The organism is Pseudoalteromonas sp. MER144-MNA-CIBAN-0113, assembly GCF_040308965.1.
GTDB lineage: Bacteria > Pseudomonadota > Gammaproteobacteria > Enterobacterales > Alteromonadaceae > Pseudoalteromonas > Pseudoalteromonas tetraodonis.
The window spans coordinates 17,941-43,078 of the sequence record NZ_JBEOOG010000033.1 but is presented as its reverse complement, the minus strand read 5'-3'; the positions used below and the strand labels follow the sequence as shown (position 1 = coordinate 43,078).

Annotated in this window: 19 protein-coding genes and 1 pseudogene; 7 read left to right on the top strand and 13 right to left on the bottom strand. The window is 39.8% G+C overall.

Translation table 11 applies throughout. The annotated features are described in order from the left end of the window. Positions 1–74 precede the first annotated feature (74 nt). Positions 75–2,195, bottom strand: a complete 2,121-nt coding sequence (locus AAEY57_RS10465) for a bifunctional diguanylate cyclase/phosphodiesterase (RefSeq protein WP_350607818.1) — start codon at positions 2,193–2,195, stop codon at positions 75–77. A gap of 562 nt (positions 2,196–2,757) precedes the next feature. Here AAEY57_RS10465 and AAEY57_RS10460 point away from each other — a divergent pair. Next, positions 2,758–3,243: a hypothetical protein gene (locus AAEY57_RS10460; RefSeq protein WP_013462913.1), complete on the top strand. Its 486-nt coding sequence runs from the start codon at positions 2,758–2,760 to the stop codon at positions 3,241–3,243. A 36-nt stretch (positions 3,244–3,279) separates the two neighbouring features. On the opposite strand, the gene AAEY57_RS10455 is transcribed toward AAEY57_RS10460, so the two are convergent. Continuing rightward, complete coding sequence (locus AAEY57_RS10455; RefSeq protein ID WP_350607817.1) at positions 3,280–4,485, bottom strand: anhydro-N-acetylmuramic acid kinase; 1,206 nt, start codon at positions 4,483–4,485, stop codon at positions 3,280–3,282. A 309-nt stretch (positions 4,486–4,794) separates the two neighbouring features. Between AAEY57_RS10455 and AAEY57_RS10450 the strand changes: the two genes are divergently transcribed. From AAEY57_RS10450 to AAEY57_RS10435, 4 genes are all read left to right on the top strand, one after another. Continuing rightward, positions 4,795–6,462, top strand: coding sequence for a reverse transcriptase domain-containing protein (locus tag AAEY57_RS10450; protein WP_350607816.1), 1,668 nt, complete (start codon positions 4,795–4,797; stop codon positions 6,460–6,462). Positions 6,463–6,525: 63 nt separating this feature from the next. Next, the gene (locus tag AAEY57_RS10445) at positions 6,526–7,014 is read left to right on the top strand and encodes a GNAT family N-acetyltransferase (protein ID WP_350607815.1); all 489 of its coding nucleotides are present in this window, start codon (positions 6,526–6,528) and stop codon (positions 7,012–7,014) included. A 180-nt stretch (positions 7,015–7,194) separates the two neighbouring features. Further along, positions 7,195–8,223 carry an NADPH-dependent curcumin/dihydrocurcumin reductase gene (curA, locus tag AAEY57_RS10440; RefSeq protein ID WP_013462909.1) on the top strand — a complete coding sequence of 343 codons (1,029 nt, stop codon included), beginning with the start codon at positions 7,195–7,197 and terminating at the stop codon, positions 8,221–8,223. 48 nt (positions 8,224–8,271) lie between these two features. Next, positions 8,272–8,889, top strand: a complete 618-nt coding sequence (locus AAEY57_RS10435) for a glutathione S-transferase family protein (RefSeq protein ID WP_350607814.1) — start codon at positions 8,272–8,274, stop codon at positions 8,887–8,889. Between the two features lie 51 nt (positions 8,890–8,940). Here AAEY57_RS10435 and AAEY57_RS10430 read toward each other — a convergent pair whose 3' ends face one another. The 7 genes and pseudogenes from AAEY57_RS10430 to AAEY57_RS10400 all read right to left on the bottom strand — a co-directional run bounded on the left by AAEY57_RS10430 (position 8,941) and on the right by AAEY57_RS10400 (position 17,426). Further along, a complete protein-coding gene (locus AAEY57_RS10430) occupies positions 8,941–10,476 on the bottom strand; it encodes an HD domain-containing phosphohydrolase (protein WP_350607813.1) in 1,536 nt (511 codons plus the stop codon). 19 nt (positions 10,477–10,495) lie between these two features. Next, positions 10,496–12,610: an ATP-binding protein gene (locus AAEY57_RS10425; RefSeq protein ID WP_350607811.1), complete on the bottom strand. Its 2,115-nt coding sequence runs from the start codon at positions 12,608–12,610 to the stop codon at positions 10,496–10,498. Between the two features lie 443 nt (positions 12,611–13,053). Then, positions 13,054–13,470, bottom strand: coding sequence for a winged helix-turn-helix domain-containing protein (locus AAEY57_RS10420; protein ID WP_350607809.1), 417 nt, complete (start codon positions 13,468–13,470; stop codon positions 13,054–13,056). Continuing rightward, positions 13,433–13,735 carry a YkgJ family cysteine cluster protein gene (locus AAEY57_RS10415; RefSeq protein ID WP_350607807.1) on the bottom strand — a complete coding sequence of 101 codons (303 nt, stop codon included), beginning with the start codon at positions 13,733–13,735 and terminating at the stop codon, positions 13,433–13,435. The genes AAEY57_RS10420 and AAEY57_RS10415 overlap by 38 nt, the downstream gene beginning before the upstream one ends. Positions 13,736–13,884: 149 nt before the next feature. Beyond that, a complete protein-coding gene (locus tag AAEY57_RS10410; RefSeq protein ID WP_350607805.1) occupies positions 13,885–14,292 on the bottom strand; it encodes a substrate-binding domain-containing protein in 408 nt (135 codons plus the stop codon). A gap of 11 nt (positions 14,293–14,303) precedes the next feature. Then, positions 14,304–15,378 (bottom strand): annotated as a pseudogene (locus AAEY57_RS10405) (porin). Between the two features lie 107 nt (positions 15,379–15,485). Continuing rightward, the gene (locus tag AAEY57_RS10400) at positions 15,486–17,426 is read right to left on the bottom strand and encodes a RecQ family ATP-dependent DNA helicase (protein ID WP_350607803.1); all 1,941 of its coding nucleotides are present in this window, start codon (positions 17,424–17,426) and stop codon (positions 15,486–15,488) included. 234 nt (positions 17,427–17,660) lie between these two features. Between AAEY57_RS10400 and AAEY57_RS10395 the strand changes: the two genes are divergently transcribed. Both AAEY57_RS10395 and AAEY57_RS10390 read left to right on the top strand, forming a co-directional pair. Then, complete coding sequence (locus tag AAEY57_RS10395; RefSeq protein ID WP_013462895.1) at positions 17,661–18,965, top strand: NAD(P)/FAD-dependent oxidoreductase; 1,305 nt, start codon at positions 17,661–17,663, stop codon at positions 18,963–18,965. Positions 18,966–19,059: 94 nt separating this feature from the next. Continuing rightward, entirely contained in the window at positions 19,060–20,559 is a 1,500-nt protein-coding gene (locus AAEY57_RS10390; RefSeq protein WP_350607801.1) for a phospholipase effector Tle1 domain-containing protein, read from the top strand. A 55-nt stretch (positions 20,560–20,614) separates the two neighbouring features. Here the strand turns inward: AAEY57_RS10390 and nagP are convergent, their stop codons facing one another. The 4 genes from nagP to nagK are packed head-to-tail and all read right to left on the bottom strand — an operon-like array spanning position 20,615 to position 24,980. Beyond that, entirely contained in the window at positions 20,615–21,910 is a 1,296-nt protein-coding gene (nagP, locus tag AAEY57_RS10385; protein WP_024602609.1) for an N-acetylglucosamine MFS transporter NagP, read from the bottom strand. 32 nt (positions 21,911–21,942) lie between these two features. After that, positions 21,943–23,070 (bottom strand): N-acetylglucosamine-6-phosphate deacetylase, encoded by a 1,128-nt coding sequence (gene nagA / locus AAEY57_RS10380; RefSeq protein ID WP_013462892.1) that lies wholly within the window; start codon positions 23,068–23,070, stop codon positions 21,943–21,945. Beyond that, positions 23,071–24,069, bottom strand: a complete 999-nt coding sequence (gene nagB-II / locus AAEY57_RS10375) for a glucosamine-6-phosphate deaminase NagB-II (protein WP_350607819.1) — start codon at positions 24,067–24,069, stop codon at positions 23,071–23,073. Beyond that, entirely contained in the window at positions 24,069–24,980 is a 912-nt protein-coding gene (gene nagK / locus AAEY57_RS10370) for an N-acetylglucosamine kinase (RefSeq protein WP_350607799.1), read from the bottom strand. The genes nagB-II and nagK overlap by 1 nt, the downstream gene beginning before the upstream one ends. Between the last annotated feature and the right edge of the window lie 158 nt (positions 24,981–25,138).

Below are 25,138 nucleotides of genomic sequence, written 5' to 3'. Positions count from 1 at the left end.
ATCCAATCGTTCTTGGTCGAAAGATCGGATCTCGGAACAGGCATTTAGTTCAATTTTCTTAAACGAGATTCAGGTTAGTTAGCTTGCAGGTATTCAATTACAGAGGTCGCGTTCACAGGTTTGTAAAAGTAATACCCCTGAAAACGTTTACAGCCAATATCCACTAACATATCAAATTGTGCTTGCTCTTCCACGCCCTCAGCTATAACACTTAAGTTATGGCTGTTGGCAATGGCAATAATACTTTGCACCATACTATTTGATTTAGAGTCCACCAAAATATCATCAACAAAGCTCTTATCTATTTTCAGTTCATCTATCGGTAAGCGTCTCAAAAGACTCAGTGATGAATAGCCTGTGCCAAAATCATCCATTGAAAAGCGTATTCCACGTGACTTTAAGCTCTTAATCGTATCAATCATATGTTCAAGATTATCCATAAAGAGGGATTCTGTTATTTCTAAAATGATACTTTGCGCAGTAACATTGTGCGTCTCTAAACTGTGTAATAATGTAGGAATAAATACACTACTTTGAAATTGCATTACTGAAATGTTTATTGCCAATTCAAGAGGGGTATCGCTGTGTTGCTGCATTTTTGCAAACTCACTAATAGAGCGCGCTAAAACAAAGTCACCGATTTTAAAAATTAAATCACTTTGCTCCGCAATAGCAATAAACTCAGCAGGTGAAACCATACCCAACTCGCTATCATGCCAACGAATTAGTGCTTCCATAGCATGAATTTTACCCTGCTCATTTACTTGGCACTGATACGCCATAGACAATGACTGCTCGTTTAACGCCATATTAAGCCGCTCTTCTACTTTTAAACGACGTAAGTAAGCTTGTTTAATATCAGCATGATAATGACACAGCCATTGACCTGTATCCTTTGCCCATTGATTCGCTAAATGCGCACTTCGTACGAGCTTGCTCTTTGTTATACCATGCTCTGGATAACAGGCTATGCCCACACTTATATTAAGTAATCGTTCACTATTGTTGGTTTCATATTGCTGGATTGCTGACTCTAAAATATGCTCGAATGCACGTCTGTTTTGCTCATCAAAAGTGTGAGGTGCAATAATACAAAATTCATTCCCACTATTTCTAAATACTAAATAGGGTGATAAAAATGTTGTTTTTAAAAAGCCAGCAAAGGTTTTTATCGCTTTATCGCCAAACTCCATGCCAAAGCGATTATTCATAGAACGCAAGTTGGTAATGTTAATGATTGCTAAGCTAAACGATGTTTCTTTTTTCTCTTCAAAGCTATCACGTAACGCTTTTCGATTTGGGAGTTTGGTCAAATCATCATGTCTTGAAAGATGGAATAGCTCATCAATACGCTTTTTTTCAGCACGTGCAATAAGCCTAAAACCAAAAAATAGCACCATACAAATAAACACATAAACTAGGACATACAAGCCAACTTTCCAATAATACAGATTTTTTATTGGTTGCATCGCCATTTGTGACAGAGTCCACAACTGATAACGGTTATCAAATTTTGCTGAGGTGATATACGGTTTGCCTTTTACCGTCGTTTCTATGCTAAACACTTCCTCGGAAGATTTAAGTGTTTGCTTTGTTTTACCTGTTTGCTCTATCAAAGCATTACCCGATAACCCCAATGCCTCTTTAGTCTGGGTTTTTATATAACTTGCTATATCTGCATCTCTAACCGAGCTGTATTGAATAAAGCCATCTATTTCTCTTGCTAGCATGATGTAATCATCACGATTACTTTGCAAAATATTTAAGTACTTAGTCCCTCTCGACACCGCCATACCTGCCGTCATAACCGCAATTACTGTGCCGCTCTTATCGCGTAATGCTTTTCTTATTGGGATCACCCACTCTTGTAAAGATTCATTAAAGTAAGTCTGTCCTAATACCATTTTGTCTGATACGAGGGTTTGCGCAAAGCTTTGGCGTGTATTTTTATTTTCTTTCAGGTTGATCATGGTTGAAGCGTTTAAGTTTGAGCTGTAATAAATAATCTCGCCTTGCGGATTAAACAGTCCAAAGCCTAATAACACGGGATTTTCGAGCAAAATATTATCAAGAAGTTTAATTGTCGACGTTTTTTCATGTAAATTATTATTAGAGAGAATATCTCTACCAATTAAATCTAGCATCAGCTCTTTATTTCTAAGGGTGCTTTTAAGTGCTTGCGCAGAAAATTCCACACGATTTTGGGAGCTCGTGAGGTAATCTTTTTTGATGTTTTTCCACTCGTAAACCAAAAGCACGCTTAATAAAATTAAGCCACCCAACAGCAAAAAACAGAAGAGTTTCCATAAATTATTTTTTATTAGTGCCATCTAATTCTCACAACCCCGCCACAACCTGTTTGGTAGTGTGTTATGTATTTGGGCTCTTAAATGCACTTTATGGCTAGCTTGGTTTTTTTCAAGTAATTTTATTGCAAAATTAAGAAAACACACACAAATAAACACCTTTAATTAACAATAAAAGTAACATTAATTAACGACCGGCAAGCTCGATAAAAGCATTATTGTTATTGCTAAGCTAAGGCCTCGTTGTATCCTTGCATTTAATAAACGTATTATTAAGCGACCATTGTAGTTTATTTATTAAATATAATATTGATTTAAAACAATAGCTTTAGTTGTAAAATGTAATTTAAACCAGCCCATGTATGAAGTCGCTTTGTTTAGTCATAATTTTGCAATAATGATCGGTAATAATAGCTGTATTATTAATCAAAAATAGCATTTGAAGCCCCTCATGAGCGAATCTATAGTGCAACTTACTTTTGCACTTCCGTCATTTGAAGATCCTATGTCTGCGGCAATGAGTCACAGCATGGAATTTGAAACGCTATCGCAGGATGCTAACAGTCAGCATCAAATCACACTGCAATGCGTTTTACCTGAAGCGGCTCATGAAAGTGATATTATTTCACTCAGCGCAACTGAGCCAAATGCACGAGCGGCTCAATACTACACAGAAAAAACACTCAATTTATCTGATTTAGAACAAGGGCGAGTCAACCTAACTTTGAGTCAAATAGCACATAGTCATGATTTTGTGATGCAAATGATTTTGCATGGTAAGCACGGCACGTTAAAAAATAGTTTGCAGTTTGATATGCATATTAACCAATTTGGTAGTGGTTATACTGCACCTGCAACTTATATAGCGCCGCCTAGGCCGCATCGGGTACGTCAGTATTTCGCTAATATGGGAACAGCTTTACTTTCGCTTTTTTAGTTATTGGCGCACACTTTTCCACTGGTTTTTTATTACTCAATCAGCAAAGCTCACTTTACCCATAGTGATATCTAAAATCCCTTGGTTGTTATTATTTAAGCTTTGACGTTGCCCAGCCAAACATTCATTTGCCAAAATAGCAAACAGCACGGCCTCTTTGGCATCAGGATTTACGCCTAAATTCTCGGTGTTTTTAAACGCCTTAATGTTTGGGCAGTGCATCAGTAATTGCTCCATTAATAATGGATTATGAATACCTCCACCACTGGCATATACTACACAGTCTTGAGTATGTTGAGCACAGTCATTTAACGCCTTGGCAATCGTAGTGGCAGAAAGGGCATTTAAAGTCGCTAAAACATCTTCGTGGTTTAGTCTTTGTGTCGTTGAATGCGTTTGTGCCGCCCGTAAATAAGCTAAATTAAACACCTCAGGTCCGGTTGTTTTAGGCAGTGGTAATTTAAAAAACGCGTTATCGGTAAGCGCAGCAAGAAGCTTTGTATTCACTTTACCAGCTTTGGCAAGTTTAGCCCCCTCATCATAATGCAGCCCTTTAAAATAATGCTGTACATAAGCATCCATAATAGTATTGCCAGGGCCAATGTCAGAGCTAAAGACCGCTCCAGTATCGCCGTTTTTAGGTAAAAATGTTAAATTAGCAATGCCCCCCATGTTGAGTAAAATACGATTTTCATTTGGGCTGGCAAAAAACAAATAATCTCCATACACAGCTAATGGTGCGCCTTCACCACCAGCAGCAATATGCTTTTGCCTAAAGTCACCTACCGTGGTAATGCCTGTAGTAACCGCTATTTGATCGCTGTCGCCAATTTGTAGCGTGCCATTTTTAAAATCGTGGTGGTTATGTTGGGATTGCGGGCAGTGATAAATAGTTTGCCCGTGACTGGCTATTACATCAATATCGGCTGGATTTACTTGCCACAGTGCTAAACACTGATTAACCATAGCACCATGGAGTTTTCCTACCCAAGGGTGTAACAAAGTCAGCACTTCTAAATCGCATTCGCGCTTGGCAAATACCTGCTTTATTTTAGTTTTATACTCGTCGCTGTATTCAACCGTAGTAAAATTTTTAACCTCTATTTGTGTATGCAAACCTGCACCGGTTATTTTACATAGCGCCACATCTAAACCATCTAAAGAGGTGCCACTCATTAAACCAATAATTAAACGGCTGGGCTTTTGGGCACTATTATAAAGGGCGGCTATGTGTTGGTGCATAAAAGGTATCTTAAACAGTATTATATTTTGCTTATATTAACAAAGTTATAGCTGCAACTCCTATAAAGAGTATTAAATAAATTAAACTGGTATAAATCCAGTCTTTATCAACTAGTACTTTACAAGTAACTGATTAATAGTATAGTTTTGTAATGCGAGGCGAGAGTTTAACTTTCTGCTGTTAATCTGCGGCGGTCATTGGCATGTTTCATTTAAATCCGGTTCTGATGCACTACTCTAAGTGTGTCAAGGTATTAGAGAAAACAAAGTCGCCTCGCTTTTTATGGATGAATATTTTATGAGTTATCAATGCTGATTTTTTCTGCTTCATTAATAGTTAAGAAACCAACATGTTTAAAAGAATGCAGATGTGTTGAAGGCTTAGCTAAGTTCCTAGGATTTACCTCTTACAGTGAATTAGGTGAGCTAATATATCCAGCAAGTAGTCACCTTTATTATAGTTTTAAAATTCCAAAGAAAAATGGTCACAAGCGCACAATACTAGCTCCAAGGAAACCTTTAAAAAGCATTCAAAAGTTAATTAATATTGAATTAGCTAACTATTTCTATCCTAGAAAATCCACTCATGGCTTCATTAAAAATCGCAGTATTGTGAGTAATGCAGCTAAGCATGTAGATAAAAAATATGTGTTAAATTTAGATCTTGAAAATTTTTTTGACTCAATACATTTTGGGCGCGTCAGAAACCTATTTTGTTCTTATCCTTTAGAACTGTCAAAACCAGTTGCTGCAGTATTGTCTCACATATGTTGTTATCAAGGAAAGCTACCCCAAGGTGCACCTACATCCCCTATTATTTCAAATATGATAGCTTACCGGTTAGATAAAGAAATTCAGTATTTAGCATCGAATAATAGGTGTACATATACACGCTATGCGGATGATTTGACGTTTTCATTCACCCAAAAAAGAAGAAAACTACCCAGATCTATAGTCAAGGTATCGAGTGATTTAGACATTACTATTGGCCATGACCTCAAGGAAATTATATCAAAAAATGGATTTACTATTAATGACTCTAAAACACGCATTTCTTCAAAATGCCAAAGGCAAGAAGTTACGGGGATCACAGTTAATGAAAGAATGAATGTTCCCAGAAGTTTTATTAAACAAACTCGAACAATGCTTTATGCTTGGAAAACTTTTGGGTTAGAGAATGCCGAATTCCACTATTTAGACAAATATCATAAGAAAACCTTATTTGAAAAGCACAAAAGAAAAATAGATAAAAAAGAGGGGGTATTTTTTCAGAAAATAGTCAAAGGGCGTATTAATTTTATAAAAATGGTACGCGGCTCAGAAGACATTATTTATAGAAAAATTGCTTATGACTATTCTGTATTAACTGGTAAACCTAATTCAGACTTAATTAAAACCCCCTTAGATAAAGTGTGTGATTCCATATTCATCATTGAAAATATGCTTGATACTTCGCAAGGGACAGCTTTTTTATTAAAAGATATAGGGATGATAACAAACGAACATGTCGTGGAAGGTATTGATGAAGACAACCCTGAGCTTCTGGAGTTTTTTAGGCATTTTGAGCAAAAAAATAAGAAAAATGTTACTTTTAAAAAATCTTGTAAATCTAGAGATTTGGCAATATTAAAACCAACAAAAGATTTTAATGGTATCAAAAGGCTCGACGCTGGTGATGATAGCTCACTAGCTATTGGTTCAGAAGTTACAGTGTTAGGCTTTCCTCAATACTCACCAGATGAAACCCCCTATATAAATACTGGAAAAATTATACAGTCGAAAATATTATATGGCCAAAAAATATGGCTTTTGGATATTCCTATAATTCATGGGAATAGTGGCGGACCAGTATTAGATAAAGATCAAAAAGTTATTGGCATAGCATCCAGAGGATCTGCAAAACACGACCAATCAACTAAGCTACATGGCTTTATACCCATATCAACTTTGTTGAAGTATTTTAAAGAAAAATCTTAATAATTACCTATAGAGCAATTTCAATACCTCTTTTATATAAAAATCATTTGTGGACGGAATCCAATGATCACCCTCAGAGAGTTCAAAACCCAAGACGCGCCTTTTATTATTAGCACCTTAAACGATGAACAGGTGACGCGGTTTTTATCGTCTAAAATTCCATTTCCGTATACTCAAGCCGACGCCGATTGGTGGATAAACCAAGGCTCTAAAAGTGGAATAGTTAAGGCCATTGTTGTAGATGAGCAATTTGCGGGGTGTATAGGCATAACGCCCGGAGAGTTCGAGTATAGCCGCAGTGGCGAAATAGGTTATTGGCTTAATAACCACTTTTGGGGGCAAGGAGTAATGACTCACGCTATTACAAAAATTTGCGATGACGCGTTTAAAACCTCAAACCTAAACCGTATTTTTGGCGCAGTATTTAATGGTAATACTGGTTCTATAAAGGCACTTACTAAATGTGGTTTTAAGGCCGAGGCCGTTCTTAAACAAGCCATTTATAAAAATGGCGCATTTTACGATAGCCATATTTTTAGCAAGATAAAATAAACCGTTTAGAATAATTACTCCACTTAAGGTTGAATTAACAGCCCCTCGCCCAAAACTCCTGTTGTAAGGTACAAATTTGTATATACATAGACTACTTAGCGCGCATTATTGTTTATGCCAATCGGGTTATTAAACGCATACACATTCGTTAAGTGGGTTCATATTCAAAAGGAGATTTTTATGTCTACAACTAGCCGTCAATTTACTTTAGCCTCGCGCCCACATGGCGCCCCTACCAATGACAACTTTGAATTTAAAAGCAAAGAGCTTCCATCGTTAAAAGAGGGCGAAGTACTGTTGCGTACAATTTACTTATCATTAGACCCCTACATGCGTGGCCGTATGAGCGATGCTAAATCGTATGCCGACCCTGTCGAAATTGGTGATGTAATGGTTGGTGCAACGGTGTGCCAAGTAGAAACATCTAAAAACGATAAATTTAGCGAAGGCGAATGGGTATTAGCGTACACAGGTTGGCAAACTTACGCCATCTCAAATGGCGAAGGCTTAATGTCATTAGGTAAAGAACCAACAAACCCTTCATACGCATTGGGTATTATGGGTATGCCTGGCTTTACCGCCTACATGGGTTTACTCGATATTGGCGCCCCTAAAGCAGGTGAAACCGTGGTCGTTGCAGCAGCAACGGGACCTGTTGGTGCAACGGTTGGCCAAATTGCTAAAATTAAAGGCTGTAAAGTGGTTGGAGTTGCCGGTGGCAGCGAAAAATGTGCTCATGCCGTTGAAAAGCTAGGCTTTGATGCCTGTATTGATCACAAAGCCGATGACTTTGCCGAGCAATTAGAAAAAGCATGTGACCAAGGCATTGATGTTTATTATGAAAATGTGGGCGGAAAAGTGTTTGACGCCGTATTACCTTTGCTTAATACCTCAGCGCGCGTTCCTATCTGTGGTTTGGTATCGCAATATAATGCGACCAGTTTGCCTGAGGGCCCAGACCGAATGGGCATGTTAATGGGACAATTACTAACTAAGCGCATCAAAATGCAAGGCTTTATTATTTTTGATGATTATGGCCACCGCTATGACGAATTTGCACAAGACATGCAAAAATGGCTACAAGACGGAAAAATTCAATACCGCGAACATCTGGTAGAAGGCATTGAAAACACCATCAGTGCATTTAACGACATGATCAGTGGGAAGAACTTTGGTAAAACCGTAGTAAAGATTAACAGCCCACTATAATAACATTCAGGCTGTGTTGTAATTCAACACAGCTCAATAAGGAAGAAAATGATTAAACTACACCATTTAAATAAATCTCGCTCTAAACGTATTATTTGGTTACTAGAAGAGCTTGAGGTCGATTACGAAATTGTTGCTTACCAACGTAACACTGAGACTTTTTTAGCCCCTGATGAGCTTAAAAATGTGCATCCGCTGGGTAAATCGCCAGTTATAGAAGATGATGGCTTAGTGATTGCCGAGTCTGGCGCTATCACAGATTACCTGATCACTAAATATGGCAAAGGAAAATTTGCCCCAAAAGCAGGCACCCCTGATTACGTTGACTACCAGCAATGGCTACATTTTGCAGAAAGCTCAGCAATTTTACCGCTTTTACTCAAAATGTTTGTGCAAAAAGGTGGTGCTAAAACCCAGTTTTTAGAGGGCTATGCTGATGCAGAAACCGCTAAAGTGATTAGCTATTTTAACAGTCGTCTTGAAGGCAAGCGTTATTTAGTGGGCGAGACCCTAACCGGTGCCGATTTTATGATGTCGTTTATTGTTGAAATCGTTAAAAATGCAGGCCAGTTAGAGCACTTTAAAAACCTGGTTAAATACGATGAGCAATTACAATCTCATGAAAAATTTCATACCGCTAACGAGTTAGAAGCCAAGTACGACTAACTTACCTTTCGCTTTGATTGTGGTTTCACAGTCAAAGCGATACCCGCTTTTCTACTCAGGCCTATCCAGGTAGATTTGTTTAAAATCATTAAAATGTGCTTCAAAAAGTGCAACTAAGTTTGGATCAAAATGATTACCTGCACCTTTAATTATTTCCGCTTTTGCGTCATCCATACTCCAAGGCTCTTTATAACAACGGCGACAACATAACGCATCAAACACATCAGCAATCGCAGTAATTCGTCCCTCTAAACTGATTTCTTGCTGTTTTTTTGCGTGCGGATAACCGGCTCCATCCCAACGCTCGTGATGATCAATCGCAATGTTTGCAGCCATATCAATAACAGGATTAGTTGTCCCTTTGAGAATTTCCCAGCCCTTAGTGGTATGCTGTTTCATAATTTCCCACTCGTCAGCATCTAATTTTGCCGGCTTGTTTAAAATGAGATCTGGTACACCTACCTTTCCTACATCATGTAACTGCGCAGCTAGACTAATTTTATCGCAGTACGCTTGATTTTGATTATGCAGCTGCGCGAGTAATTTTGCATATAAGCCAACCCTAATTACGTGAGATCCCGTTTCCTTGGAGCGCGACTCCATGGCACCTCCCATTAGTGAAATAGCCAGCTGCTGGGTTTCTTCAATTGAGTTAGCTAATAATAAACTTTCAAATGTGAGAACAACATTGCCCAAAAACAAGTCAACAAGCTGTTGCGCTTCTTTTTTAACCGGTTGCAATGATTGAAATGCGAGTATTGAATCTAGACCTTTTTGTGAATGATGAAAATAAACATAATGATCTTCTGCAATAAAATTCTGCTTGGTTTGTTTCGCCCTTAAAAAGTACTCTTGATGCTTTTTCGGAATACTATCAATACCACTTCCCGTGAACAGATGTATACCTGAGACCTCCCCTTCAATCATTTGCAACTTTTCATCTAACTGACAAATACCAAATACTTTAGGCGCATCAATATATAAATTGGCCGAGCTCATATTCAGTACAAGTTTTAACTCTTCCATGACAACAGAGGTAAACTCTACCAAGTCACCAATTTGAGTAATGGTAGAGATAGCTTTTATTAGTCTTTTTAAATTATAGCGGTGAGTTTGTAGCATACAAATATCGCGGTAGGCTCGTAAAGAGGTATAAAAAATCAATTCAAGATCTTGGCTTTGCAGTTGGCTCTTCGCTTTATAGCCATCAATATCATAATCGCGAATAACACTGCGCTCAGGCGCAACCCCAGGCTGACCTGTTCGCAAAATAATTCGACTATAACCATTTTGTAAGTCTTGGCGAATAAATCGCGCAAGATCTAATCCTGCATGTTCTGTTTCCATTACGACATCTAGTAAAATTAATGCGTAACGTTCTGAGCTTTGTAGTTTCTCTTTCGCCTCAGATGCACTGTAAACACTGTGTAGTTCAACAGGGCGTTGCTCAAATTCAAAGCGCTTCATTGCAAGTTGAGTTACCTGATGCACAGAGTCATCGTCATCAACAATTAAGATTTTCCATGGGTTAGCATTGCTGTTGGCAACCGCTTTATCTGACACTACATCATCTTGTAACCACTCCATAAACACACCCTGCTATTAATTAATTCGGTGGCGTTATCGGAAATTGAATGAAAAAATAAACGCCTGTGGATTCTTTTTGCTTTACTGCAATTTGCCCTTTCAGGCGGTGAACTACGAGGTTATAAACAATATTCATCCCCAAGCCACTGCCGCCACCCGCTCTATTTGTAGTGTAAAACGGGTCAAACACTTTTTTCTGAACTTCATCTGTCATGCCTTGACCACTGTCTTGATAATGAATACAGACAGAGTCTAAGTACTCAATATGAACACTTATCTGCCCTTTTTTTCTACCATTTTGAAAACCGTGAATAATTGAATTCATTACTAAATTAGTGAAAATTTGCGCTAAGGCACCGGGATCAGAATACACTTCTGGCTCAGGCTCCGTTGCACTAATGGTAATATCAACCGGTGTTGCTTTAAGGGTATGATAGAGGCTTTTTAGCACCTCATTAAAATAACTACTTACATACAAATTACGTAATTCTTCGGTTGTTTGATCAACCGCTACACGTTTAAAACTGCTTATTAAATCAGCGGCACGTTGCATGTTTTTTAGCAAAATGTCACAGCTTAAATCAACTTCACTAATAAACTCACTAAACTGCGTTTTACTTAAGGTGCCAGAAGCCACTTTGTTTTTAGTTTCGATTAACATTTCTCGCAAATGAGATGTCGCTGTCACACAAACACCTAACGGTGTATTCACCTCATGTGCCACACCACTGACTAAACTTCCAAGTGAAGACATTTTCTCTGCTTCAACAAGTTCCTGCTGAGTGCGACGAAGCTCTATGGTTTGCTCAAGTAGAGCCTGCTCTGCCTCATGGCGTTTACTCGACATTAAATTAATAGAATCACTTAAACTGTCATAAGGGCTGCGCTTAGAAACTGTTTGAGAAAAATCCCCAGCTGCAATCGCAGAGCAAACCTGATCAATATCTTTACTGGCTTTAATTAAACGCTCAAAGCTTCTAAACATGGTGCCAAGCTCATCCTTTTGAGTCATATACTTTTGAACATGAATAGATAAATCTCCATTAGCTAGCTGTTCAACAGATTTAATCGCAATATTAATACGCTTGGTTGTTCGGTTAATAAAATACCAAAAGAGTAAAAACACCAGTAATACACTTGCAAAAGCCGCTGCCAATAATGGGCTAAATTGCGCTTGAATAGGCCCAATAATATCGGTTTCAGAGCGACGCACTATCACTGTCCAATGCCCAGTGGCAACCTTGGCTTTATCAAAATAGAATATTCCAGAATCAAAAGGATCGTTAGCAGATAATATTTCTCTTGCTTCCCCCTGTGATTTTAGCTGTTTGGCTATACTTGCATAATCTGTGTCTAAAATGGCTTTCGTTTTTAGTCCTGAATGATTTAATGTCGTGGCAATCACGTTGTCACGTTGGCTGAGTAACAAAACATCAATTTTTAGTTGCTGCTTTATGGTTTGTAAGAATTTCGTTATATCAGCAAGTGCTCTATCTACACTTGCCATACCGACAAATTCGCCATTAATAATAATTGGCGAACTTTGTTCAACCAGCATTCTTCCCTCGTAAACATAGGGCTCAGTGATCATCGTCTCGGTATTACCATCACGTAAAAACTGTTGACGTACTCCCTCATAATAAAGACTTGATTCCATATCGACCAAGGGCTCAAGTAACAAAAGTTCAGAGTCATTAAAATCACGATGCCAATAAGGTAAAAAACGGCCAGTTTGGTCTACATAAACGCCCTCTTTTAACGGTGGAGCATTAATATAGGCTTGATCTTGATTATCGGCATTAGGCTCATAACCAAACGAAGCCCCCACAAATGAAGGGGTCATTTTAAGCACTGCACGAACAAAATTAATACTTGCCTCTCTATCACCAAACAACCCATTTTGCTGTGCTAAGGCCATAATCTCTGTAGTGCGTACCGCTAATTGCGTTTCTTCATTTACCTTCGCGGCAATCGTATCTGCCGTCTGGCTTAAATTTAGTTTTGCTTGTATAACAGCCTGATTAAGGCTAGTTGAATACCAATAACTCAAGATACTGGCAATAATGAGCATGACGGGCAATGCCAAATACAGCAGCATCTTTCCTTGCAAAGAGTGTATGAGTGGTAGTCGCATAATTTTAGGCTTGAACAAGCAAGCCAACATCCTGAGGATCTGAAGTATTAAGCTTAAAAATTAGACTATAAAAACTTTCTAGGCAAATCAATTGTGTAGAAATTAATGCAGAAGCGGGGTATTAAAATACCCGCTATATAACGGACAAGGTTGTTAAATAACCTGAACTCCGGATAATAAATCCATCTCAAGCAGCTATTTTCAGCGCTAACTGCGTTGAATTTACTTGCAATAGGCTAGCTATTGACGCATAATTTCGCCTTGTTTTCACTAAAAATCTCTAGCTTGAGAAAATAAAAATAAATATCATTTTGATTCAATATGTTAGTAAATCTCTTAACCAGAGTTCAGGTTAAATAGAGTATCGCTTGGAAACAAAAGCGTTATTTATATAATTTATCAGACTCGCTGAGTTGTAGAGCAGACTGTAAAGTTCTTATTGTTTAATCGACCAACCGATAACCCACAGCGGGTTCAGTTAATATGTATTTTGGACTAGCAGGGTTAGCTTCTAGTTTTTGTCTGAGCTGCGCTACATGTACCCGCACATATTCAGGACGGTCTATGTACTGCGCTCCCCAAATATGGCTTAAAATTGCATTATGAGTGAGTACTTTATCTTTATTTTGAAACAGCAATAATAATATTGCGTACTCTTTTTTAGTCAGTTTTATCTCATTCCCCGAGGTGGTTACTATGTGCTTTTGTGGATCTATTTTTATATTCCCACAGGTAAACGCCACACTCGGCTGACTTTGGGTGCGCAATAACACCCGAATTCTGGCGAGTAACTCATTCGCGCTAAACGGTTTGGTAATATAGTCATTTGCTCCATAGCTCCCGCTCAGTAATACACTCACCCGAAGCCATTTCAAATTCTCGACACGTTAATGGGCGATTTTCGTAAATAGTACACATGAGGGTATTTCTATCAAGTGCTTCGCACCAGCCATCGTCGCCGCGCTTCATGACCTCACTGCCCCATTTGTCGTAATCAATATATCGAAAAGGAACACCGGTATCAGTGACAATACGCACTTCTAATTGGCAGCAACACGCTTGGCAGTTAGCGCAAGTGACTGGTTGGGTATTGATATTTTCAACAGCAATGATTGAGTTTGGCATACAGACTTTTGATAAATGATATACAAGCTATAGGATACACGAGCGAGGCAAGGGTGACAGTAAAATAACGTCAGATATTAAACATCGTTATATTGTAATTAACTAATCACTAAATAAGCGTGCTGATTAACCAGCACGCTTATTTAAGATTAAAAATTGAAAACCACTTTAACGTTATCCGATACAGCTGATGAAGAGACAAAGCCAATGGTGTCAGAGTTAGCTGCGACCATTTTGATTACTTCACTGTCATTTTCTAACTCTTTAGGTGGTGTGCCCTTTCCTGTAAAAATTAGTTTTGACCAATATGCTTTTAACTGAGAAGACGTTTTATTAAGTAATTTACTATTAAATTGCTCGGTTGCAGCACTACTTGGTTCTTGAGATATTGGAATGATCTTATTGCCATTGCTAAATGACTTTTCTTTTCCTGTATAAATTCGGCTGATAACAGACTCATCAAAGCTACTTTCATTTGAAGGATGCACGATAATAGCAAAATCTGCATAGGCGAAGTTCGTAAACAGGAATATTACACTTAATATTAATTTTTTCATTTTACTTCTCCTTAAAATACAACATCGACACCAAGCGTGATAGCTTTACTATCACCGGCCACAGCTAAATCAAACGAGTCATCTTTGACTCTATCGTATTGCACTTTAAATGCAGCTGACGGATGAAAGTCCCACCTCACACCAACAGCAAATGTATTATGCTGCTCTGTATCACCTTCACCTTCTTGTTCGAAGTCTGAAAACATGACATAAGGTGTAATTGAATCAAAACGATAGCCCGCACTGATCATATAAGTGTCGAGATTACCATCTAAGTCTAAGCGGTTAAGCTCACTTAAAACGAAAAAATCACCAAAATCAAGATTTGCAGCTAAACCATAAAAATTTACCATCTCTGCTATCTTTGCCGTCCCACAAAACCGGTTCACCCGCACGAAAACGCTTGTTGGTGTATTGCATGTGGGTCACTCTTAGTTCGAGCCAGTCACGATTTAGTAACAGTACGCCGCCTAACATATCTTCCCAAATTTCTCTTGTTGGCTCTTGAAAGAAGAAATCTGATAATAGCTTGTTATCGTCATCGTCCTCTTTACCGGTATAAATATTCGCAGACACTCCCCAGTCACCTATAGAACCTGAGTAGAGTAAATTAACGCCCTCGTAGTTAAATACTTGCCATGTATAGTTATCTGCAGGGGCTCGCATCCATACATATGCATAACCTACATCGAAAAAGTCTGAGTAGTAAAATAGTGGTAAACGCTTCTTACCTGCTTGAATAGTCCAATTATCATTGATATCGTAAGAAATATAAGCCCATTCAAAATTTGCCTCAAAGTCGTTGACTCCTCTGGCAACTAGCTGACCTGTTACAGAAAGACCTTCACCCAAATCGCCTGATACCTGTAATCCAATCAAAGACTCTGGCGAAAAGGATAAATCTTCAGTGTATGCACTAACATTTGGATAGTCCGCAAGAAATGTTGGTTCAACGCCATATTGCGGGACACCTGTACCGCTCAGTACCTTACCTGCATTAATACTTGCAAAACCCGAAATATTAATTTCAGCATAACTACTTGCTGATATAAATGCTCCCAATAGTATAATTTTTTGCAGTTTCATTGATCACCTCATTATTATAATGGCTGTCATAGCCAACTTGAGTATAGTAAAGCAAGAAAAAGAAACAAAAAATTAACATTTTTTTATTTTTATACTGATTTCTAATATTATTTAGCCATCGACCTTGATAGCAATGTCCCTTTAATTTCGCTGTAGCGCTGCTGCTCGCACAGTGCAAAACCACTTAGTTGGCGTACTTTATTGCGCGCAAACAGTGGCACACTCATCCCCGCTAAAAACCGGCATTGGGTTTCAATGCCCACATTGTGCACGCCTTTAGTTGCCATATGGGCTAAAAACTCATCGACCTTTTGGCATATAAGCGCTTTATCAATCTTTGCAGGGGTGATTGAATATTCAAGCTTAACCGAATCCCCACGGCACACCGAGCAATGCCCACATTGCTGTGGCGCATTCGCATCATCAAAATAACGGGCTAAGTTATAGCTTAAGCAAGATTGCAGCTCAAAAAAGCGCACCAAAGCAGCAATCCGTTTTATTTCAGCTTGCTCTTTATCAGTAAAATAATCGTGTAACTGCTGGGCAAGTGCAGGATTATTAATCACCTCGCTATGCACTTTGTACACGTGAGTAATACGTTTAGTTTCAAGCGTGATAAGGTTTTTTTCTGCTAAGTAATCAAGCGCGGCTACCACACGTTTACGGTCAACCTGCGCGGCTTGCGTTAGGGAGTCAAAATTAAGTGTGCCCCATATTTTTTTAAAGTCGGTATGACTAAATATTTGTGTTAAAAAAGCTTGGCGCTGCTCATCAAACTGGCTAAGCAACTCATTTTTATCAACCAAAAATTTATACTTAAAATCGGCATAATAAGCATACTGTGGCGTTATTGCGCCTTGCATTTCAAGCTGTACCAGCAAGGTTTTAAGGGCAAGCTGGCGAATATTACTCTCACTCGATAAGCTATATTCTTGCATTTCCCATTGCTGTTGAGCTTGGCGAATATCGTTAATAACATATTCAATACCGCTGAGCTCTGGGGTATCGCCGTAAATAAAGTTTTCTACTGTATTTAAGCCATCTAAATTAGCCAGGGTATAACAATTTGATGGGTTGCCGTCACGCCCTGCGCGGCCAATTTCTTGGCTGTAGTTTTCTATTGATTTAGGTAAATCGTAGTGAATTACAAAGCGTATATCTGATTTATCAACCCCCATGCCAAAGGCAATGGTAGCAACCACTACATTTATTTTGCCCGCCATAAAATCGTCTTGAATTTGCCCGCGCAGGGTGTCTTCAAGCCCAGCATGGTAGGCAACCGCGTGCAGGCCCTGTGCGCTGAGCATATTAGCCACTTGCTCAGCACTTTGCTGAAGCGTGACATACACAATACCGGGGCCGGTTTGCGCACGGACAATTTTAGTAAGCTCAGTGTTTTTATCGGCAGTTTTAACACTCAACACACTTAAATCCAAATTAGCGCGATAAAACCCCGTTTGCACAATACATTGTGGCTCAATAGCAAAGCGCTCCGCCATGTCGCGTTTTACTTTTTTAGTGGCGGTGGCGGTTAATAATAACACTAGCGGAATGTTTAGCTCTTCACGATAACGAGGTAGCTTTAAGTAATCGGGTCTAAAGTTATGGCCCCATTCAGATATACAATGCGCTTCATCAACTACCAACATAGAAAGCGCCACTTGGCTTATAAACTCTCTAAAGCGTTCGTTTTTAAAGCGCTCAACCGACACCATTAACACTTTAACTTTACCACTTCGTACGTCGTTCATTACAGTGCTACTTTGCATTTGGTCTTGGCTTGAGTCGAGGCTGGCGGCATAGATGCCTTTGCTATTTAAAAAGCTAATTTGATCTTTCATCAAGGCCAATAACGGCGATACCACCAGCGTTAAATGCGGTAAATGTAACGCGGTGAGTTGATAGCACAACGACTTACCCGATCCTGTAGGAAATATTGCCAGTGATGATTGGCCATTTAGCAGCTGCTCTATGGTTTGTTGTTGCCCTGCTCTAAACTGATTAAAACCAAAATGTTGCTCAAGAGACTGAACTAGCGAGGTACTCATAAAAGCGTCCTTTTTATGTCGGTGCCCATAAATGCTGTAAATGCGCAGTAGATGAAATATTTGCATATCAGTATACATCAAATGACGTGATTTATTGCTGACATATCCTTTAATTAGGCGCACACTATAGCCCCATAAAAAGGTGCTTTGCCAAAATAATTTTTTGATACCCAAGTCATTTTAAAAATCAACGTACAGAAATTGCTTCGGTATATTATTTTTAAGGGCATAGTCATGGATATAACCATACCAAAAATCGTCATCATCGGCGGTGGCGCTGGTGGGCTGGAGCTAGCAACTCAGTTAGGTCACAAACTAGGAAAGAAACAACACGCAAATATATTACTCATCGATAAAAATCGCACTCATATATGGAAACCGTTATTGCACGAGGTTGCAACTGGCTCTATTGATGCCGATTTAGATGGGGTTGTTTACTCCGCGCATGCTGCCAAACATCACTATAACTTTCAACTTGGTACCTTTTGCAACCTCGATAACAACAATAAAACCATCACCTTAAGCCCTCTATATGACGAGTTAGGGCATCAAATTTTACCTAAACGCACCGTTCACTATGATCATTTAGTTATTGCTATTGGCAGTGTGAGTAACGACTTTAATACGCCAGGCATTAAAGAGCATTGTTTTTACCTAGATTCAAATCAACAAGCAGAGCGCTTCCAACACGCGCTGCTGGATAACTTTACTCGCCTTCATCAAGACGATGACCCATTACATTCATTAAATATCGCCATTGTTGGCGGTGGAGCAACTGGGGTTGAGCTCTCGGCTGAGCTGTATCATGTTTCTGATTTACTAAAAATATACGGTTTAACCAATATGTCGGCTAAGCGTTTACATATTCATCTGATTGAAGCGGGCCCCAGGATTCTTCCGGCGCTGTCTGAGCGAATTGCCAGTTCGGCCAAGCGTGAGTTATTAAGATTAGGCGTCACCGTTCGGGAAAATACCCAAGTTAAACAAGCAACCGAACATGGCTTTATCACCAATGATGATGAGCAAATAAATGCGGATATTATGGTGTGGGCGGCGGGCGTAAAAGCACCTGACTTTATTAAAGAGCTGGGTATTTTTGAGCTGACTCGTAATAACCAAATAAAAGTAAACGAATACTTACAAAGCAACCTTGACCCACAAATATATGTGCTCGGTGATTGCTGCGCGTTTACGCAAGATGATGGTACGCAAGTGCCGCCACGCGCACAATCGGCACATCAAATGGCACAATGCGTTGAAAAAAATCTAATTGCCACATTACGTGAGCAGCCCCTTAAAAAATTCGAGTATAACGACCATGGCTCACTGGTTAATTTATCGCGCTACAGCACAGTAGGCAGCTTAATGGGTAACCTAACCAGTAATAGCTTTTTTATTGAAGGTAAAATTGCCCGCTTTATGTATATTTCATTATATAGAATGCATCAGCGCGCTATTCATGGCAGTGCCAAAACCTTTGCTTTGTGGATCAGCGAAAAAGTGCTGCGTGTTGTGCGTCCTAAAATGAAGCTGCACTAGCCAAAATTAAAGACAGTGGTAATTTAAGTTACCACTGTCTTTAATTTTTAATATTAGCTATATAAAGTACACAAAAATTTTAAGGAAACAGGCTATGTCGGATAAAACGCTTATTTTTAATTTTGATGGTACCGGCAGTGAACCCCGAGACGCAGATCAGTTTAGTACAGAGCATTTTAAAGAAGACGCCAGTATTTCTAATATTTTAAAACTACACTTATTGCTCGGTGGTAAACTTGATGATTCTCCCACCACCCCATTTTCCAAACAGTTAAGTTTTTATTACCAAGGCATAGGCACTAAAGGCAGTCGTTTAAAACGAATTTTAAATCAAGCACTCGCCCCACGTTCAGACGATGTAGCCAGCATTTTAAATCAAGCTATTAATGATTTTAAACAGTATTACCAAAGCGGCGATACCCTCCTACTTACCGGCTTTAGCAGAGGCGCTGCATTAGCGCGGCGATTTGCAAAGTGCTTAGAGCCACTCATACATGAAAAGGTGTATTTATGTGTGTTTGATACAGTGGCCTCAATTGGCATGTCAAAAGTGAGTAAAGCCACTTGGGGTGCAGAGCATGTTATTTTTGAAAATCACACCATTGCCAGTAATGTCTCTGAGGCGCTGCACTGTGTAGCGCTTGATGAAAAACGTCGCGCCTTTGAACCGACGTTAATGAACCAGCAAGCTAACATTACCGAGCTGTGGTTTGCAGGAGCCCATTCTGATGTGGGAGGCGGCTACTATCGCGATGGACTTGCCGATATTTGCTTGCGTTATGCACTTGAGTGGCTCATTGCTCAGCCACTGTCAGTTTCATTGCTAACCAGTCATGACATCGATTACGAAAACCTTTTACCTGAGAGTAACTTGGTTGCCCAAGACGATGTGACTGTTATTCCCGATCCACTGGCGTTAAGTCATCAGCAAAATTACTTTTGGCTAAACCCATTTTTTAAACTTGTTGATAGGCAGTGCTGTGTATTAATTGACGATGAAATCAGCCACGTCGCCCCATTAATACATCACAGTGTTGCACAGCGAATTAATAAACTAACCAGCTATCGCCCCGAATCGTTAAAAAACTTACATTATAAAATGATTTACAGCGACGACAGCACGTTAAACTTTATGGGACTCAGTGCCCATATAATGCTAGCCAACCAAAATATGAGTTTACTTAGCATAAACCAAAGCCAAGATGTGATGGTATATGCCAGTGAAGCCTACAACGCCACCGGCTTAATGCTTGCCCAAGGTGCGACCTACCGTTTTACACCTTATCCTAATCAATATTGGTATGACGATGGTATAAAGTGCTCTCCTTCTGGGTGGCATCGCGATAACGTGCAACTCGGCGTTAAAGAAATCCCCATGGCATTACTTGAGCCATTTAGACGTTTAGCTACAGCGCAGTGGTTTAGCTTGATCGGCACGATTGGTCAAAGCGATGAACATGCCTTTGAAATTGCTGAAGGCGTTGAAATAACCATTAAAAAACCGGGAGAGTTTTGCCCTTTTGCTAATGATTTAAGTCGTTTTTATGGTGCGAATGCCGGTAGGATAAAACTTAAAGTAACGCGATTAAGCTGATAATCAGTGCACTTTATACTGCAAAGTGCACTGAGCTAGGGATAGCTGGTGGAGGTTATTGCTTTTTCATTTTATGGCCTTTCACGGCATAAAATAATATGAATAGATAACAAGGTAACAACACCGAGTAGCCTGTTTGTAACGAGGTAAAGCCACTCAGTAGCCCCCATAAAACGGGACCAAATGCACCTCCGGCAATCCCCATAATTAAAAGCGCAGAACCAGTACTAGTAAGTTTACCCAATCCTGATAATGCTAGTGGGAACACCGCAGGCCAAACAATCGCGTTTGCTAAGCCTAAAAAGGCAATCAGCAGTAAAACATCAGGCAAATTAGCGCCGCCTAAAGGCACCAATAACGCATTGGCAATAACAAACGACTGTGCATCGAGCAGTAAAATACATAATGTAATAACAATCCCTAATACAGCCGATGCGGTTAAAGCGCTCTGCTGAGAAATAAATTTAGGGATAAGTAAAATACCTAAAATATAACCAAACACCATAAACATCATAGTGTATGAGGTCATTACCCCATATTTTTCGACTCCCAGCGATAGTGCAAAAGTACCTATGGTATCGCCTGCAATAACCTCAACCGCCACGTACAAAAATATCGCAATAGCGCCTAACACTAAGTTTGGATGAGAGAGTGTTTCACGAATTTCACCCTTATCGTTTATTGCTTCAACTTCATCATTAATAAGTTCAGGTAGCGGCGACTTTTTAACCGCAAAAGCTAATAAACCAATAAATATGGCCATGCCTAAGTAAGGTAAAATAAGGCCGTTGGCCATATCATCAACTTGCTCTTGGCTAAGCTCTGTGCCTACCGTACCGGTAAAGTTGCTTAAAATTAAGGCCGTAAATACCATCGGAGAAATAACCCCTGCGCCTTTATTTAAAATACCCATAATACTAATACGCACAGCAGCCGACTCTTCTGGCCCTAAACGCACTACGTACGGGTTAACCGCAGTTTGTAATAGAGTTTGACCTGCCCCCATCACCAACTGGGCTAATAAAAACAGAGGAAAAAACTGTGACATAGCAGCAGGAATAAACAGTAAACCCGCTAACATCATACACCCCATGCCAAGCGCCATCCCGTTCTTATAGCCAACTTTTTTAATTAACACGGCCGAGGGAAGCGCAGTAAAGGTGACGGCAATATAAAAGGAAAATAAAATTAGCGACCCTTGAAACGGAGTTAACTGTAAAATTTGACTTAAATACGGCATTAATGAGCCATTTAGCCAAGTAGCAAAGCCCAGTATAAAAAATAATACCGCAACAATGGCCATTGGAACCACGCTACTATTTTTGGACGTATCCATAACATTGGTTGTCATGTTATTTTCCTTTATTTATATTTATTATGTTGTTAACAAACCTGAGCGCCGCCAATCCACGTGCTAATGACTTGTTGTTGTGTGTTTAATTGTACAAAATCTGCTGGACTGCCCGGTATTAATCGCCCGTGTGTGGCGGGCAACTGTAAATACTGAGCAGGATATAAACTTGCCATATTAAGCGCTTGCGCTAATGGCTGCTTTAAATGGGTTACTGTATTTCTTACTGCGGTTGCCATATCAAGCGCAGATCCTGCCAGTTCACCCGTGGTAGAGGTGAGCTTACCATTATCTAAAGTGACGGTACGGTCAAAAAAAGCAAATTCGGTGTCATTCGTACCCACTGGTGGCATCGCATCAGTGACTAAAAAAACACGACCCATTGGCTTTGCTTTTAACGCAAGCTGACATGCAGCGTAATCAACATGATGCCCATCAACAATTAGGCCGCAATAGGTGTCATCGTTTAATAATGCACAGCCTACAACACCTGGCTCTCGCCCCTGTAATGGCGACATAGCATTATATAAATGCGTAAATCCGGTTGCGCCAGCATCGACCGCGCGCTGAGCTTGAGCAAAGCTTGCATTGGTATGACCTAAACAAACGTGTATGCCTACCTCACGCATTTTAGCGATATCACTTGGCAGAACATTTTCAGGTGCAACTGTTACCACCACTTTACCTAAATCTTGGCGAGATAATACCTGCCATTCTTGTTCAGAAATAGGGCGAATATAATCAGCACTATGAGCGCCTTTTTTTGCAACAGATAAGTGCGGGCCTTCAAAGTGAATGCCAATAATACCGGGAGTCTGCAAAGCAATAGCATCAGCAATGACATCGGCTGCTTGGTGCATCACTTCAACCGTGTCAGTAATTAAAGTCGGCAACATGGCAGTTGTGCCATACTTGGCATGTGCCAGCAGCATTTGTTTAACCCCAGCAACACTGCTAGTACGATTAAACAATACACCACCGCCACCATTCACTTGCAAGTCAATAAAGCCTGGCGCAACTAACCCCGTTAGGTGCTCATCTGCCTGTTGCACGTTATCATCTATTGCCGTAATAATACCCGCATCAATGCTCAACACTTTGTCGTTAACAAATTGCTCGCCATCAAAAAACTCTGCTACATGAATACGTTTTACTGACATTTATAATGTCCTTGTTACTTTTTTAAGCCCCTTAGGCTCATCAGGGTTAAAACCACGGCTTAACGCTACTTTTGCCACATCAAGATAAAAACGCTGCAATACTAAAAATGGCGCTAATCGAGGGTGTACGTTAATACCGTTTTGATTAAGGCTAATCACGTGTGCACCGCGTTTTTTAACCTCAGCAATTTGCTGCTGATGTGACTCTTTAGTTTCATCATCAACCGAGCAATCTAAAATCACTAACCCTTGCTCAACTAAGGTTACCGGACCATGTAAAAATTCTGCACTACTGAATGACTCAGCATGAATAGCACACACTTCTTTAAGCTTAAGTGCCATTTCTTTTGAGATAGAAAACCCTAAACCACGGGCTAATACCACCATGTTCTTAATGTTTGCAAACTCACTAGGCTGTAACTGAGTTGGCGAGTCTATCATTGCATCAAGCGCGCTAGGCAGCTCTTTAAGCCCTTGTAATAATGACTCATTTTGCGTCCAATTAGCAACAATATGTACCAATGCCGATAACGTGGCTAAGTAACTTTTTGTTGCCGCCACCGAAATTTCATCACCGGCTTTAAGGGGGACAAAATCATCTACTATGTCTTGCAATGGTGACGCTTCATCGTTAACCAGTGCAATACAATAAGCGCCCGCCTCTTTCGCCATTTTTGCTTGAGCGAGAATATCTGGGCTGCGTCCTGATTGAGAAATTACCATCACCACAGCGCCTTCAAGCTTTAATGTTTTACTATATACACTCGCCACTGATGGCGCTGCTGAACTGACCGGTACACCTGCTTCAATTTCAATTAAGTACTTACCAAAAACGCCAGCATGATCTGATGAACCGCGACCAATCATCATCACCACCTTAGGGGCCATATCGCGAAGCTTATGACCAATTTTTTCCACTAAAGGTTGGTTGGCAATAATTTGCTTTTCAATAACATTTGGCGTTTGCGCCGCTTCTTTTTCCATTAGGGTGTTAAACATCATAACTCCTGGCTGCTGTAATTAACGTGCTGTTGTTTAGCGTAAAGTACAGACCCCATTTCTGGTGACGATAATGGGGCTGATAAAATAGCTTGAATGTCTGGATCTAACCATGTTGTCATCACGGCTGATAAGCCACCGATAAACGAAAGCCTTGGTGGGTTTTTATCTAATAATTGACGTGCAATATCGCTTAAGTACGCGCCACCTTCTTTTAAAATGGCAATCGCAATGGCATCGTTTGCTTGTGCTGATTGAAAAACACAACCTGCAAGTTGCGCAAAAAAGGCGGCTGGTTTATTCGCAATCACTTCAACTAGTTGCATTGCATCACGCACTTCTAAATACTTCATAATCAAATTAGTAAGCGCACCACTTGGGATTAACTTGTCTAGGCTTAACAACACCTGCTGACAAGCAGTAAAGCCTATCCATGCACCGCTGCCTTTATCACCGTGTGGGAAACCATGACCACCAATCATAAACGATTGAGCATTAACGTATGAAAATCCACACGAGCCAGTACCTGCAATCATCACTGCGCCATCACTACCTTGATGAGCGCCTATACAAGCAATGAGTAAATCAGTCGTTAAATGCATAGTTTTAAATGGGTGTTGCCACTGGGTCATTTGATTATGCAAACTTGGTAAGTTAACTCCCGCTAGGCCAACCCCTGCGATTAATGCAGATAAAGGCGTCTCTTTGAGTCCTGCATCTTGCAAGGCTAAACGCGCTGATTGCTCAATGGAATGCGTTGCTTGGCTAAATCCATGTAACGGGTTACCAGGGCCTGCCACACCGGTGCCTACTATTTCATTACAGCTATTGACGATAATTGCTTTACATTTAGTGCCACCGCCATCGATCCCCACAAAGAGTTCATTGTTATTAATATTGTTGGTGATCATTTTTGCCTCTTAATTTGTTCGACCGTTTTGCAAAACACTGAAAATAAAACCGGACTGTTATACTGTATGAATCTTATACTAGCACAAATGACAGCGTTGTCATTATTTTTATTTACAAATAAATAACTTCTTTCATCTTCAATAATTTAAAGCAAAAC